Below are 13,964 nucleotides of genomic sequence, written 5' to 3'. Positions count from 1 at the left end.
TCAGGAGCCGTACAGGCGTGGACCCCAGGCGGCACCGATGACGGCCCCGAGCACGAGGTACTGCCCGAAGGCGAAGCTCCGCCGGTCGATCAGGCGAGCCAGCGACAGCACGACACCGGCGACCGCGCCGACGAGGAAGCCGGCGTACATCCCGACGAGCGTCGCGTCCGGACCGAGCGGCCCCAGCACGACCGCCAGCACCGCTGCGAGGCGGACGTCGCCGTACCCCAGCGCGCCGCCGAGGAACCGGCCGATCTCGTACAGGACCCGGAAGATCACGTAGACCACGATGTTCGCGATGAGCGCCTGGAGCAGCAGGCGGGCGTCCTGCTCGATGAGTGCGGCGAGGCCGACGAGCAGCCAGGTCGCGAGGTACAGGGGCGCGACGATCGCGTACGGCAGGAGGCGCGTGCGGATGTCGACGTACGAGAGCCAGGCGCCGACGCCGCTGACGAGCACCCAGGCCGGCAGCAGTCCCGGCAGGTCCGTGCCCCACGCCACGGTGCCCGCGAACAGGGCGGCCACCGCAGCCAGCGCCGGCGCGAGCCAGCGCGGACGGGCGATGTCGGCGTAGGAGACCTTGTCCTCGTCGGCCTCCTCGGGCTCGGGCACCCGCGCCACGACCCACGGACCAGCGGCCCCGATCAGGGCGGCCGCGACGGCGCTCAGCACGATCTCCACCCGGCGAGGCTAGCCGGGGCGAGGGGCAGGCGCGGGCAGCGCGTCCACAGGCGTGGCGCAGACCGTCCTCTGAGGTGCGACGAGGAACGAGGAGCCTCGAAGGGGGTTCGTCGGCCGACCGGGCGCCGTAGCGGGCGACGAGCGCGCATGGACCGACGCGGTGGGACCGGCAGCCCGTCAGGCGACCAAGATCCGGGGGTAGTGGTCGCTCCAGCTGCCGTGATCCCCCGAGCTCCGTCGCTGAGGACCGCGAATGATGCATGGCGGCACCCCGGGCGACCCGAAAGCATCATCTCCGGTCCCGGCCCCGCGGGTGGTCCAGGCCGAACGACACCCACGCCCGCCGCTCCGAGCAGCACCGCCCCCCCGGGCGTCCGGGAGGATCGAAGGCCCTAGCGCGCCGCGAGCTCCAGCGCCGCCGCACCGCGCAGCAGCGACGGCCGCACGGTGCCGCCGGTCATCAGGTGCACCTGGAGCGCGGCCTGGTGCGCCAGCAGGTCCAGTCCGTTCACGACCGGGATCCCGCGCGTCTCGGCCTCGGCGGCGAGCGCCGTGGGCCACGGGTCGTAGACGACGTCGAACACGGCGTCGGCCCGATGGGCGTGGTGCGGGTCGACGACGGCTGCCGGCACCGTCGAGACCAGGACGTCGACGCCCGACTCGTCGTGCGCGTGGTCGGTCAGGGCGACCACCTCGACTGCCATGCCGCAGCGCCGCGCGACGTCGACGACGTCGTCGGCGCGCGTGACGTCACGGACCACGACCTCCAGGCGACGGGCGCCGAGGCGCGAGAGCGTCAGCGCCATCGAGGCGGCGGTGGCCCCGCCACCGAGGATGCGAGCGCTGACGACGTCGTCGATGCCCGCCTCTCGCAGCGCGTTGAGGCCTCCGGGGACGTCGGTGTTGAAACCGACGCGCTCCTCCCCCAGCAGCACCGTGTTCGCGACACCGAGCCGCTCGACGTCCTCGCTGACGTCGTCGAGCAGCGGCACGAGCGCCCGCTTGAGCGGGGCCGTGACCGACAGGCCACGCCAGTCGGCGTCGAGACCGTCGAGGAAGCCCGACAGGCCGTCCTCGGTCACCTCGACCGCGTCGTAGTCCCACTCGACGCCGAGCTCGAGGTACGCCGCCCGGTGCATGACGGGCGACAGCGAGTGGGCGATGGGGCTGCCCAGGACCGCGCACCTCATGAGACGCCTCGCATCAGCAGCTGAACCCGGCGTCGCGGCAGTTCTGCTGGTGCTCGGAGTACGTCGTCGCGAACGTCGTCTCGCCCGTGTCGGGGTCGGCGACGAAGTAGACCCAGTCGCCGGCCTCGGGGTTGAGCGCCGCCTCGATCGCGGCCTCCCCCGGCGAGCCGATGGGTCCGGGCGGCAGGCCCGGGTACTTGTAGGTGTTGTACGGCGAGTCGGCCGCACGCTCCTCGTCGGTCGTGAACACGTCGCCACTGCGGCCGCTGACGTAGTGGACGGTGGAGTCCATCTGCAGCGGCATGCCCATGTCGAGCCGGTTGTAGATGACCCGCGCACCCCGCGCGAAGTCGTCGTTCGAGACCTCGTACTCCAGGATGCTCGCGACGGTCAGCACCTGCTCGGTCGTGTACCCGAGCGCGGCAGCGCGTCCCTCGATGTCGAGCGACGTGGCGACCTCGAGGCCCTTGGCGACCATCTTCGACAGCAGCGAGACGGCGGTCTCGCCCGGGTCGACGGTGTACGTGGCCGGGTACAGGTAGCCCTCGGGGTTGCCCGCGGCGATGGCGGGGAGCCCGATCGCGGCCGGGTCCGCGAGCGCGGCCTCCAGGTCGGCCTGCGGGATCTCGGTCTTCTCCGCGATCGACGCGACGATGGCGTCGACGCGAGCGCCCTCCGGGACCGCGATCCGGGCATCGGCCTTCACGATCTCGGTCGTGAGCGCCCGGTAGGCGGCCTCGGCCGACATCTGCTCCTTCATCAGGTACGACCCTGCCTGGAGCACGGCCTGGTCGGGATCGTCGAGCGCCTCCTCGTAGAAGGCCTTGGCCGACTTCACGACGTCCTGCTCCTCCAGGTCGTAGGAGACGCTGCGCCAGCTCGCGCCGGACTCGACCTGCACGACGACCTCGCCGGAGCCCTCACCGGTGTAGTCGGGAGCGGCGCCGAAGCGGTCCTGCGCCCAGCCGTAGGCCTGGAGCCCGCCGAACGCCAGTACGGCGAGCACGACCAGCAGCAGGAGCAGCTTGAGCCAGCCCCGCTTCTTCTTCGGCTTCTCGGCGCGACGTCGGCCCCGCTCCGGGCGAGGGGGCTCGCCACCGGTCACGAGATCAAGTCCTGACTCCGTCATGCAGCTCCTCCGTCGGCCATCAGCTGGCCGGGCGGTGTCCCGCGCAGCCGTTCCCCCTCCAGGGCATTCTGCAAGATCACGACGGCCGCCGCTTGGTCGATGACCGGTCGCTGCTTCTTGGCCTTCGTGCCGCTGGCCCGCAGCTGCTGCGACGCGGTGACGGTGCTGAGCCGCTCGTCGACCAGCCGAACCGGGCGTGTCGTGGCCTGCACGAGCACCGCGACGACCTCCCGGACCGTCGCCGCGGCCGGGCCCTCCCGGCCCGACAGCGAGTACGGCAGGCCGATCACGAGCTCGAGGACGTCGTACTCCTCGGCGAGCTCGGCCAGGCGCGCGATGGCGCGCTCGTCGGCGGCCCCGCCCCGGGTGGGGACGGTCTCGACGGGCGTCGCGATCAGCCCGTCGGGGTCGCAGGTCGCGACGCCGATGCGAGCCGCACCGATGTCGATCCCCAGCCGGCGCCCACGCCGCACCCGCTACGCCCCGCCCACGGCGGCCTCGACCGCCGCGATCGCGGACTCGACACCCGCCGCGTCCGTGCCACCGCCCTGGGCGACGTCGGCCTTGCCGCCTCCGCGGCCGCCGATCTTCTCGCCCGCCGTACGCACCAGGTCGCCGGCCGCGAGGCCCGCGTCGATGCCGGGCTTGTTGACCGCGATGACGACCGACGGCTTGGCGTCGACCACGCCGAACAGCGCGACGACAGCCGGACGCTCCGCACCCATGCGGGCGCGGACGTCGAGCGCGAGCGTGCGCAGGTCACCGCCGCCGACACCCTCCAGGCGGGCCGCGACGACGGTCGTGCCGCCGACGTCCTTGCCGGACTCGGCGATCGTGGCGGCGCCCGAGAGGAGCTCGGCCGCCTTGATCTTCTCGAGCTCGCGCTCGGAGACCTTGAGCCGCTCGACGAGGTCGCCGACCCGGCCGGGGATCTCGTCGGGCTTGACCTTCAGCAGGCCGGAGAGCTGCGACACGAGGTCGCGCTCGCGCGCCAGGTACGCGAAGCCCTCGAGTCCGACGAGCGCCTCGACGCGGCGGTTGCCCGCGCCGACCGAGCTGTCGGAGGTCACGACGACCGTGCCGATCTGCGAGGAGTGCTCGACGTGCGTGCCACCGCAGAGCTCGCGCGACCAGGGACCGCCGATCTCGACGACGCGGACCTGCTCGCCGTAGGTCTCGCCGAACAGCGCCAGGGCGCCGGCCTCGCGGGCCTCGGGCAGCGTCATGTAGCTGGCGCTGACCGGCAGGTCTGCGCGCAGCGCACGGTTCGAGGCGGCCTCGACGTCGCGGACCTGCTCGGGCGACAGCGCGCCGCCCCACCCGAAGTCGAGACGCAGGTAGCCCGGACGGTTGTACGAGCCCGACTGCAGCGCGGTGGGTCCGAGGACCTCGCGCAGCGCGGCATGCACGACGTGCGTGCCCGAGTGCGCCTGGCGGGCACCGGTGCGCCACTCGGAATCGACCTGCGCCTCCAGGGTCGTGTCGAGGGTCAGCTCGCCCTCGAGCACGCGCACCTGGTGCACGACCAGGCCCTTGATGGGTCGCTGCACGTCGAGCACCTCGGCCCGTCCGCCCGACCAGGTCAGGTGGCCGGCGTCGGCGTTCTGACCACCGGACTCGGCGTAGAACGGGGTGCGGTCGAGCACGACCTCCCCGATCGAGCCTGCGGTGATGGCCGGGGTCGCGGCACCCTCGTTCAGGAGCGCGAGGACCCGCGACTCGGTCCGGAGGTCGGTGTACGCGAGCCAGTCGGTCGGACCGTGGGCGTCGAGCGCCGCTCGGTACGCCGTGGTGTCGGCGTGGACGCCCTTCTTGGACTTGGCGTCGGCCTTGGCCCGCGCCCGCTGCTCGGCCATGAGCGCACGGAAGCCGTCGGCGTCGACCGACAGGCCCTGCTCCTCGGCCATCTCGAGCGTCAGGTCGATCGGGAAGCCGTAGGTGTCGTGAAGGGTGAAGGCGGCTTCGCCGCTGAGCCCGGTGCCGCCGCCCTGCTTCACGGCGGTGGCCTGCTGGTCGAAGATCTGCGTGCCCTTGCCGAGGGTCTGGCGGAACGCCTCCTCCTCGGCGTAGGCGACCTGGCTGATGCGCGCGAAGTCGGCCTCGAGCTCGGGGTAGCTGGCCTTCATGCGGTCCAGGCTGACCGGCAGGAGCGCCGGCAGGGCCGGGTCCTCGTAGCCGAGCAGGCGCATCGAGCGCACCGCGCGACGCAGCAGGCGGCGCAGCACGTAGCCGCGCGCCTCGTTGCCGGGGGTGACGCCGTCGCCCATCAGCATCAGGCCGCTGCGGACGTGGTCGGCGATGACGCGGAACCGCACGTCGTCGACGTGGTCGGCGCCGTAGCGGCGGCCCGTCAGCTCCTCGGCCTTCGCGATGACCGGGAAGACCTCGTCGATCTCGTACAGGTTCTCCTTGCCCTGGAGCAGGTACGCGACGCGCTCCAGGCCCATGCCCGTGTCGATGTTCTGCTGCGGCAGCGGTCCGACGACGTCGAACTGGTCCTTCGCCCGGACGTTGGTGATCTCCTCCTGCATGAACACGAGGTTCCAGATCTCGAGGAAGCGGTCCTCGTCGGCCTCCGGGCCGCCGTCGGGGCCGTACTGCGGGCCGCGGTCGACGTAGATCTCGCTGCAGGGGCCACCGGGACCGGGGACGCCCATGTGCCAGTAGTTGTCGAGCAGGCCGCGGTTCTGGATGCGCTCGTCGGGCAGGCCCGCGACCTTCTTCCAGATCTCGCGCGCCTCGGTGTCGGTGTGCAGGACCGTGACCCAGATCTTCTCCGGGTCGAAGCCGAGCCCGCCGTCGTCGAGCGACCCCGTGATGAGGCGCCACGCGTGCGTGATCGCCCCCTCCTTGAAGTAGTCGCCGAAGGAGAAGTTGCCGTTCATCTGGAAGAACGTGCCGTGGCGCGTGGTCTTGCCGACCTCCTCGATGTCGAGGGTGCGCACGCACTTCTGGACGCTGGTCGCCCGGTCGAACGACGGCGTCTCCTGCCCGAGGAAGTACGGCTTGAACGGCACCATGCCGGCGTTGACGAACAGCAGGTTCGGGTCGTCGAACAGCAGCGGTGCCGAGGGCACGACCGTGTGCCCGGCGGCCTCGAAGTGCGCGAGGAATCGGCGCCGGATCTCGGCGGTCTCCATCAGTCGGTGTCCTTCTCGGGGTGTGACGTCGGGGGAAGTGAGAGGGCGTGCTCGGAAGCAGCCGGGAGTGCAGCGTGACGGTACAGGTCGTCGACGACGTCGCGCTGCTTGGCCTGCATGCCGTCGCGGACCTCGGACCGCATCTCGCGGAGTCCGAGACCGAGGGCTGCGGCCTGGTCGGCGATGCCCGGCACGGACAGGCGGTACGCAGCGCGGCGCGCCTTGACCGAGGCGTAGACCCCGGCGGCGGTACCGGCGACGAACCAGACGATCCGCGGCGTCACCGCTCACCCTCCGGGGCGGACACCCAGGCCGTCGAGGCCGGGCTCGCCGAGGGGACGTGCACGCGAGCCGCTCGGCGGGCGGCACGCTGGCGCTCGCGGCGTCGGCGGTTCACCTCCCGCCGCATGAGGGCCGAGATGCGGTCGCGCGACTCGGGCCGCAAGGCGTGGGCGAGGCCGTGGACCAGCACCGTGAAACGCGTGGCCGGGCGGCTCAGCGCAGTGGCGACGAGGTCGTGCTGCGTGGGCACCACGACGACGCGGCCGTCGACGATGCGCGTCTCGGCGGTCTGGCCGGTGGGGGCCTCGGGCAGGCCGCCGCTGCGCACCACCAGCGCCGCGTCGGCGGGGTCGGGCTCGAACGGCACCGGCACGAGGGTCGCCTCTCGTGCCTTCGCGCGGGCCGCGGTCTGGGCCGTCTCGACGTCGCGCAGACGGGCCTCGAGGCGCACGCGCTCGCGCGTGACCGACCGCGCGGCTCGGACCGTGACGACGGCCGCGACGAGTGCGGCCAGGGCGAGCACCGCGGTCGCGACGAGCACGACGACGTCGGTGGACATGCACCGAGGCTACTAGGCCCGCCTCGCCCCGGTCAGCCCTCGTTCCCCCTCCGCCCCCTGAGGTGCGAGGAACGAGCCTCGAAGGGGGCGCCGCAACCCACGGGAACCTGGTGTGCCGCGGCTCAGCGGTCGCGGAGGATGGCGCGCAGGCGCGCCAGGCGCTCGCGCAGCGAGCCCTCGAACCCGTGGGGCGAGGGCTGGTAGTACTCGGCGCCGTCGACGGCGTCGGGCGCGTACTGCTGGCCCACGACACCGCGCGCGTCGTTGTGGGCGTAGAGGTAGTCGTGACCGTGGCCCAGCTTCTTGGCGCCCGAGTAGTGCGCGTCGCGCAGCGCCGGCGGGACGGGACCCGCCTTGCCGGCGCGGACGTCGGCGATCGCGGCGTCGATGGCCTTGTAGGCGGCGTTCGACTTCGGGGCGAGCGCCAGGTGCACCACGGCCTGCGCAAGCGGGATGCGTCCTTCCGGCAGTCCGATCATCGCGACGGCCTCGGCCGCGGCGACCGCCGTGGGCAGCGCGGTGGGATCGGCCATGCCGACGTCCTCGCTGGCCGAGATGATCAGGCGTCGGGCGATGAACCGGACGTCCTCCCCCGCGTCGATCATGCGCGCGAGGTAGTGCAGGGCGGCGTCGACGTCGGAGCCGCGGATGCTCTTGATCAGCGCGCTGGCGACGTCGTAGTGCTGGTCGCCCTGGCGGTCGTACCGCACGGCCGCCTTGTCGACCGCGAGCGCGGCGTCCTCGACGTCGATCACGGTCTTGCCCTGCGCCTTCGCCGCCCCGGCCGAGGCCTCGAGGTACGTGAGCGCCCGACGACCGTCACCACCGGCGAGCCGGACGAGGTGGTCCTTGGCCTCCTCGGTGAGCTCGACGGCGCCGCCCAGACCGCGCTCGTCGGTGACGGCGCGGTCCATCAGCGTGGCGATGTCGTCGTCGGTCAGGCTCTCGAGCGTCAGCAGCAGCGAACGGCTGAGCAGCGGTGAGATGACGCTGAAGTGCGGGTTCTCGGTCGTGGCGGCGACGAGGCTGACCCACCGGTTCTCGACCCCGGGCAGCAGGGCGTCCTGCTGGGCCTTGCTGAAGCGATGGACCTCGTCGACGAACAGCACGGTCTCGCGGCCCGTGTTCGCGAGCGCCTGGCGGGATCCTGCGATGACGTCGCGGACCTCCTTGACGCCGGCGCTGACCGCCGAGACCTCGACGAACCGGCGGTCGGTGTGGTTGCTGATGAGGCTCGCGAGCGTGGTCTTGCCCGTGCCGGGCGGGCCCCAGAGCAGGATCGTCAGCGGCTGGTCGCCCTCGATGACCTGTCGCAGCGGCGAGCCCGGCGCGAGCAGGTGCTGCTGACCGACGAGCTCGTCGAGCGTGCGCGGCCGCATGCGCACCGCGAGCGGGGCGTTGGCCGAGGCGCTGCCCGCGAGCGAGCCGTTCGAGTCGCGGCGCAGGTCGGCCCCACCACCGGGCAGGTCGAACAGGCCGTCGCTCACCCGGCGAGCCTAGCGACGCTCACCGACGGCCACTCGACCCGTTGACCCGCGCGGCCGGCCGACCGACACTGACGACATGAGCACGCTCGGCATCATCGTCCTGGTCGCAGGTCTCGCGGTCGTCGCTGCGGGGGCCGCCCTCGTGCTGCTCCGACGTCGCTCGCGTCGCCCTGCTCCCGCGACGCTCAGCCGCGAGGAGCTGGCGCAGCAGGCCGAGCAGCACCGCTCCTTCGGCGGTCGGGAGCACGGCCAGAACCCCAGCGTCGCGCGCAACGCCGACCACGGCGGGTGGGGCTGAGCCCCCTGTGACTCAGGCCTCCGGGGTGTCGTCGTCCTCGGGCTCGAAGTCGACGCCGGCCTCGGCGCGCTGCTCGTCGGTGATGGGGGCGGGAGCCGCCGTCAGCGGGTCGTAGCCGCCACCGGACTTCGGGAAGGCGATGACGTCGCGGATCGAGTCCGAGCCGGTCAGCAGCGCGACCGTGCGGTCCCAGCCGAACGCGATGCCACCGTGCGGCGGGGCGCCGAACTTGAACGCGTCGAGGAGGAAGCCGAACTTCTCCTGCGCCTCCTCGTTGCCGATGCCCATGATCTCGAAGACTCGCTTCTGCGTGTCCTCGCGGTGGATGCGCAGCGAGCCGCCACCGACCTCGTTGCCGTTGCAGACGATGTCGTAGGCCCAGGCGAGCGAGTCGCCCGGCGTGGCCAGCGTCGCGACGTCCTGCGGCGCCGTGAACGCGTGGTGCACCGCGGTCCACTCCCCGCCGCCGACCGCGACGTCGCCGGAGTCGAGCTCGCTGACCGGCTCGAACATCGGCCAGTCGACGACGAACGCGAACGCCCAGGCGGACTCGTCGATCAGGCCCTCGCGGCGTGCGATCTCGACCCGCGCGGCGCCGAGCAGCTGACGCATCGACTTGGTCGGGCCGGCCGCGAAGTAGATCGCGTCGCCGGGCTTCGCGCCCGCCGCTGCGGCCAGACCGTCACGCTCGGCGTCGGAAAGATTCTTGGCCACGGGGCCACCGAGGGTGCCGTCCTCCTGCACCAGCACGTAGGCCAGACCACGCGCACCGCGCTGCTTGGCCCACTCCTGCCAGCCGTCGAGCGTGCGTCGCGGCTGGTCGGCTCCGCCGGGGTGCACGACCGCGCCGACGTACGGCGCCTGGAACACCCGGAACGGGGTGTCCTTGAAGTACTCGGTCAGCTCGGTGAGCTCGAGCTCGAAGCGCAGGTCGGGCTTGTCGGAGCCGTACTTGCTCATCGCGTCGGCGTAGGTGATGCGCGGGAACGGGGTGGGCAGCTCGACGTCGATGAGCTTCCACAGCGCGACGTAGATCTCCTCGGCCAGCGCGAGGACGTCGTCCTGGTCGACGAAGCTCATCTCGATGTCGAGCTGGGTGAACTCCGGCTGGCGGTCGGCGCGGAAGTCCTCGTCGCGGTAGCAGCGCGCGATCTGGTAGTACCGCTCCAGCCCACCGACCATGAGCAGCTGCTTGAACAGCTGGGGGCTCTGCGGCAGCGCGTACCAGCTGCCCGGGCGCAGGCGCGCGGGCACGAGGAAGTCGCGGGCACCCTCGGGCGTCGACCGCGTCAGCGTGGGTGTCTCGACCTCCACGAAGTCGTGGCGGGCCAGCACCTCGCGCGCCGTGGCGTTGACCTTCGAGCGCAGGCGCAGCGCCGAGGCCGGGCCCGAGCGACGCAGGTCGAGGTAGCGGTGGCGCAGGCGCGCCTCCTCGCCGACCTCGCCGGCGCTCGAGGCAGCGGCGTCGTCGATCGGGAACGGCAGGGGCGCCGACGCGCTGAGGATCTCGACGTCGTCGGCGACGACCTCGATCTCGCCCGTCGCGATGGCGGAGTTCTCGTTGCCGTCGGGCCGGCGCTGGACGGTGCCGGTGATCTTGAGGCAGTACTCGGCGCGCAGCTGGTGGGCGACGTCCTCGCGCACGACGACCTGGACGACGCCGCTGGCCTCGCGCAGGTCGATGAAGGCGACACCACCGTGATCGCGGCGGCGCGAGACCCAGCCGGCCAGCGTCACCTGCTGGCCGATGCTGTCGGCGGTCAGAGTGCCGGCGTCATGCGTGCGGATCACGAGTTCTTCTCCTCGGGTACGGGGCTGGGGGCGACGACCTGCGGGCGCAGGTCGGCGGCGGGCGGTGTCCAGGTGGCCGGGTCGACCTCGACCTGGTCGCCGCTGCGGATGTCCTTGACGGTGTGCGCGCCGCCCGGCTCGGCGGGGGCGAATACGACGAACGGGATGCCGCGACGCTCGGCGTGACGGATCTGCTTGCCGAGCTTGGCCGCAGCGGGGGCGACCTCGGTGGCGATCCCTCGGGCGCGCAACGTCCGGGCCACGGCGTCGGCCGCCGCGCGCTCCGACTCGTCGGCAACCGCGACGAGCACCGCCGAGGGCACCGACCGGGTCGTCGTGAGCCCGTCGGCGAGCAGTGCCGCGAGCAGGCGCGAGACGCCGAGCGAGATGCCGACGCCGGGGTAGGTGCTGCGGTTGTCGGCGGCGAGCTTCTCGTACCGGCCGCCGGAGCAGATCGAGCCGAGCTGCTCGTAGCCCGACAGGCGGGTCTCGAAGACCGTGCCGGTGTAGTAGTCGAGCCCGCGCGCGATGCGCAGGTCGGCCGTGACGGTGACGCGCTCGGGCGCCACGATCGAGCCGACGACGTGCTCGAGCTCGGCCAGGCCCTCGGCGAGCAGCGGGTGCTCGACACCGAGCGCCTCGACGCGCTGCACGAACGACGTGTCGGTGGTGACGATCTCGGCCAGACCGAGGACCTTCGTCGCGCTGTCGTCGTCGACGCCGATCTCGGCCAGCATGACGCGGATCTTCTCGGGGCTGACCTTGTCGAGCTTGTCGACGACCTGCATGACCGCCGTGGGGTCGGCCAGGCCGAGCCCGAGGTAGAAGCCCTCCAGGACCTTGCGGTTGGCGACCTGCAGCGTCGCGTGGGCGGTGGGCGAGCCCACGAGCTCCATCAGCCCACCGAGCGCCTCGGTCATGACCTGGGCGACCTCGACGTCGGCGTGCGCGGGCAGGACGTCGCGACCGACCACGTCGATGTCGGCCTGCGTGAACTCGCGGAAGCGGCCCTGCTGCGGGCGCTCGCCGCGCCAGACCTTCTGGATCTGGTGGCGGCGGAACGGGAAGTCGAGGTCGTTCGCGTTCTCGACGACGTAGCGCGCGAAGGGGACGGTGAGGTCGAAGTGCAGGGCGAGCTCGGCGGCCTCCGCGCCGTGCAGACGGCTGACGGCGTAGACCTCCTTGTCGATCTCGCCCTTGCGCAGCAGCACGTCGAGCGGCTCGACCGCGCGGGTCTCGACCGATCCGAAGCCGTGCAGCTCGAACGTGCGGCGCAGGTGGTCGAGCACGGCCTGCTCGACGATGCGCTCGCGCGGGGTGTACTCCGGGAAGCCGGACAGCTTGGCCATCAGCTGAGACCGTCGGCGATCTGCACGAGGTACGGGTTCGTGGCGCGCTCGCGGCCGACCGAGGTCTGCGGGCCGTGACCCGGGAGCACGACGACGTCGTCGCGCAGCGGCAGGACCTTGGTGCGCAGGCTGTCGATCATCTCCGGGTGCGAGCCGCCGACCAGGTCGGTGCGCCCGATCGAGCCCGCGAACAGGAAGTCACCGGAGAACATGACCTGCGAGACCTCGGGCTGGTCGGGGTAGTCGATCAGGTAGTAGAGCGTGCCGGGCGTGTGACCGGGCACGTGCGCCACGGTGAACGTGACGCCGTCGACGTCGACCGTGGCACCGTCGACCGCGTCGCGGACGTCGGCGGGCTCGACGAACTCCGGCAGCTCGCCGTCGAGGCCCAGCTGGCCGCGCAGCATCGCGGCGGACTCGTTCGAGATGGCGGCCATCGGGTCGCTCAGCAGGTGGCGGTCGGCCGGGTGGATCCACACGGGGCAGTCCCACTCGCGCGCGACATCCTGGGCGCACCAGAGGTGGTCGAAGTGTCCGTGGGTCACCAGGACGGCCTGCGGCGTGAGGTCGTGCTCGGCCGCGACGGACCGCACTCCCTCGATCGCGTCCATGCCCGGATCGACGACCGCGCACCCCGTACCCGGGCCCCGCGCGACGAGGTAGCAGTTCGCCTGCAACGGACCGGCAGGGAAGGACGTCAGGAGCACGTCGGACAGGGTACGCGAGTGCGCTGACGGCTCCCGCTCGCGTCCTCCTAGACTGTCGCCATGACCACACCCGCCGAGCACCCGTGGGGCCGCGTCGACGACGAGGGCAACGTCCACCTCCGCACCGCCGACGGCGAGCGACTCATCGGCCAGTGGGCCGCTGGATCCGACCCCGCCGAGGCCCTCGCGTTCTACGAGCGACGCTTCGGCGCCCTCGAGACCGAGGTCGAGCTGTTGGAGAAGCGCCTCGAGTCGGGAGCGCTCTCCCCCACCGATGCCGTCAAGGCGCTCGACAAGGCCCGCGAGAACATCACCGACGCCGCTGCGCTCGGTGATCTCGCGTCGCTCGAGACCCGTCTCGAGGCGCTCGCGCCGCAGATCGAGAAGGCCCGCGAGGAGCGCAAGGCAGCACGGGTCGCCGAGCAGGCGGAGTCCGAGGTCCGCAAGAACGCCATCGTCGCGGAGGCCGAGAAGGTCGCCGCGGGTACCGACTACCGCAAAGGCGCCGACCGGCTCAGCGAGCTGCTCGACGAGTGGAAGGCGCTCCCCCGGCTCGCCAAGGCGGCCGACGACGCCCTGTGGCACCGCTTCAGCGGGGCGCGCACGTCCTTCATGCGCCGTCGTAAGACGTTCTTCGCCGAGCAGGACGGCAAGCGCTCCGAGGCCAAGAAGGTCAAGGAGAAGCTCATCGCCGAGGCCGAGGCGCTCTCGAGCTCGACCGACTTCGGCGCCACGGCCGGCGCGTACCGCGATCTGATGTCGCGCTGGAAGGCCGCCGGGGCGGCGCCGCGCAACGTCGAGGACAAGCTCTGGAAGCGCTTCCGCGCGGCCCAGGACGTCTTCTTCCAGGCACGCGACGAGGCCAACGCGGCGCTCGACGCGGAGTTCGCGGTCAACGCCGAGGCCAAGGAGAAGCTCCTGGTCGAGGCCGAGGCTCTGTTGCCGATCACGAACCTCGAGACCGCGCGCCGGGCCATGAACGACATCGCCGATCGCTGGGAGGCCGCCGGCAAGGTCCCCCGCGCTCGCATCTCCGAGCTCGAGGGGCGCATCAAGAAGGTCGAGCAGGCCATCAAGGCCGCGGGCGACCAGGAGTGGAAGCGCACCGATCCGGAGAAGTCGGCCCGCGCCGACGACATGGTCAGCAAGCTCGAGCGCGCGATCACCGAGGCCGAGGAGGCGCTGGCGAAGGCCGAGGCCGCCGGTGACGCGAGGAAGACGAAGGACCTGGCCGCCAAGCTCGAGTCCCACCGCTCCTTCCTCGCCATGGCCCAACAGGCCCAGTCCGACTACTCCTGACCCCACCCCACCCACAGAACTACCGCTCGCGAGTGGATTCCCGCCCCATCAG

Annotated in this window: 13 protein-coding genes; 2 read left to right on the top strand and 11 right to left on the bottom strand. The window is 72.2% G+C overall.

Translation table 11 applies throughout. The annotated features are described in order from the left end of the window. The 8 genes from ABD127_RS03485 to ABD127_RS03450 all read right to left on the bottom strand — a co-directional run bounded on the left by ABD127_RS03485 (window position 1) and on the right by ABD127_RS03450 (window position 8,468). Entirely contained in the window at window positions 1-681 is a 681-nt protein-coding gene (locus ABD127_RS03485) for a prepilin peptidase (RefSeq protein ID WP_344197760.1), read from the bottom strand. 392 nt (window positions 682-1,073) lie between these two features. Further along, entirely contained in the window at window positions 1,074-1,871 is a 798-nt protein-coding gene (locus ABD127_RS03480; protein ID WP_344197758.1) for a shikimate dehydrogenase, read from the bottom strand. A 13-nt stretch (window positions 1,872-1,884) separates the two neighbouring features. Continuing rightward, window positions 1,885-3,000 (bottom strand): endolytic transglycosylase MltG, encoded by a 1,116-nt coding sequence (mltG, locus tag ABD127_RS03475; protein WP_344197756.1) that lies wholly within the window; start codon window positions 2,998-3,000, stop codon window positions 1,885-1,887. Then, window positions 2,997-3,473 carry a Holliday junction resolvase RuvX gene (gene ruvX / locus ABD127_RS03470; RefSeq protein WP_344197754.1) on the bottom strand — a complete coding sequence of 159 codons (477 nt, stop codon included), beginning with the start codon at window positions 3,471-3,473 and terminating at the stop codon, window positions 2,997-2,999. The genes mltG and ruvX overlap by 4 nt, the downstream gene beginning before the upstream one ends. 3 nt (window positions 3,474-3,476) lie before the next feature. Further along, complete coding sequence (gene alaS / locus ABD127_RS03465) at window positions 3,477-6,140, bottom strand: alanine--tRNA ligase (RefSeq protein WP_344197752.1); 2,664 nt, start codon at window positions 6,138-6,140, stop codon at window positions 3,477-3,479. Continuing rightward, window positions 6,140-6,424 carry a DUF6167 family protein gene (locus ABD127_RS03460; protein ID WP_344197750.1) on the bottom strand — a complete coding sequence of 95 codons (285 nt, stop codon included), beginning with the start codon at window positions 6,422-6,424 and terminating at the stop codon, window positions 6,140-6,142. Before ABD127_RS03460 ends, alaS begins: the two co-directional genes overlap by 1 nt. Next, entirely contained in the window at window positions 6,421-6,981 is a 561-nt protein-coding gene (locus tag ABD127_RS03455; protein ID WP_344197748.1) for a hypothetical protein, read from the bottom strand. Before ABD127_RS03455 ends, ABD127_RS03460 begins: the two co-directional genes overlap by 4 nt. Before the next feature lie 122 nt (window positions 6,982-7,103). Next, window positions 7,104-8,468 carry a replication-associated recombination protein A gene (locus tag ABD127_RS03450; RefSeq protein ID WP_344197746.1) on the bottom strand — a complete coding sequence of 455 codons (1,365 nt, stop codon included), beginning with the start codon at window positions 8,466-8,468 and terminating at the stop codon, window positions 7,104-7,106. A 76-nt stretch (window positions 8,469-8,544) separates the two neighbouring features. Here ABD127_RS03450 and ABD127_RS03445 point away from each other — a divergent pair, with 76 nt between their 5' ends. Next, a complete protein-coding gene (locus tag ABD127_RS03445) occupies window positions 8,545-8,766 on the top strand; it encodes a hypothetical protein (protein ID WP_344197744.1) in 222 nt (73 codons plus the stop codon). 12 nt (window positions 8,767-8,778) lie between these two features. Here the strand turns inward: ABD127_RS03445 and aspS are convergent, their stop codons facing one another. The 3 genes from aspS to ABD127_RS03430 are packed head-to-tail and all read right to left on the bottom strand — an operon-like array spanning window position 8,779 to window position 12,613. Next, window positions 8,779-10,557, bottom strand: a complete 1,779-nt coding sequence (aspS, locus tag ABD127_RS03440) for an aspartate--tRNA ligase (protein ID WP_344197742.1) — start codon at window positions 10,555-10,557, stop codon at window positions 8,779-8,781. Beyond that, entirely contained in the window at window positions 10,554-11,906 is a 1,353-nt protein-coding gene (hisS, locus tag ABD127_RS03435) for a histidine--tRNA ligase (protein ID WP_344197740.1), read from the bottom strand. The genes aspS and hisS overlap by 4 nt, the downstream gene beginning before the upstream one ends. Continuing rightward, window positions 11,906-12,613 (bottom strand): MBL fold metallo-hydrolase, encoded by a 708-nt coding sequence (locus ABD127_RS03430; RefSeq protein ID WP_344197737.1) that lies wholly within the window; start codon window positions 12,611-12,613, stop codon window positions 11,906-11,908. The genes hisS and ABD127_RS03430 overlap by 1 nt, the downstream gene beginning before the upstream one ends. Before the next feature lie 60 nt (window positions 12,614-12,673). Between ABD127_RS03430 and ABD127_RS03425 the strand changes: the two genes are divergently transcribed. Continuing rightward, on the top strand, window positions 12,674-13,912 hold the full coding sequence (locus ABD127_RS03425) for a DUF349 domain-containing protein (protein WP_344197734.1): 1,239 nt from the start codon (window positions 12,674-12,676) through the stop codon (window positions 13,910-13,912). Window positions 13,913-13,964 lie beyond the last annotated feature (52 nt).

Origin of the sequence: Aeromicrobium alkaliterrae (assembly GCF_039529015.1) — a bacterium.
GTDB classification, from domain to species: domain Bacteria; phylum Actinomycetota; class Actinomycetes; order Propionibacteriales; family Nocardioidaceae; genus Aeromicrobium; species Aeromicrobium alkaliterrae.
The sequence above is the reverse complement of the archived record's forward strand: the minus strand, read 5'-3'. Positions and strand labels throughout refer to the sequence as shown.

Excerpts from the sequence above, each read along its gene's own strand:
- mltG (WP_344197756.1), bottom strand. The coding sequence starts at position 3,000 with ATGACGGAGTCAGGACTTGATCTCGTGACCGGTGGCGAGCCCCCTCGC.
- ABD127_RS03455 (WP_344197748.1), bottom strand. The coding sequence starts at position 6,981 with ATGTCCACCGACGTCGTCGTGCTCGTCGCGACCGCGGTGCTCGCCCTG.
- ABD127_RS03480 (WP_344197758.1), bottom strand. The coding sequence starts at position 1,871 with ATGAGGTGCGCGGTCCTGGGCAGCCCCATCGCCCACTCGCTGTCGCCC.
- hisS (WP_344197740.1), bottom strand. The coding sequence starts at position 11,906 with ATGGCCAAGCTGTCCGGCTTCCCGGAGTACACCCCGCGCGAGCGCATC.
- ABD127_RS03425 (WP_344197734.1), top strand. The coding sequence starts at position 12,674 with ATGACCACACCCGCCGAGCACCCGTGGGGCCGCGTCGACGACGAGGGC.
- ABD127_RS03445 (WP_344197744.1), top strand. The coding sequence starts at position 8,545 with ATGAGCACGCTCGGCATCATCGTCCTGGTCGCAGGTCTCGCGGTCGTC.
- alaS (WP_344197752.1), bottom strand. The coding sequence starts at position 6,140 with ATGGAGACCGCCGAGATCCGGCGCCGATTCCTCGCGCACTTCGAGGCC.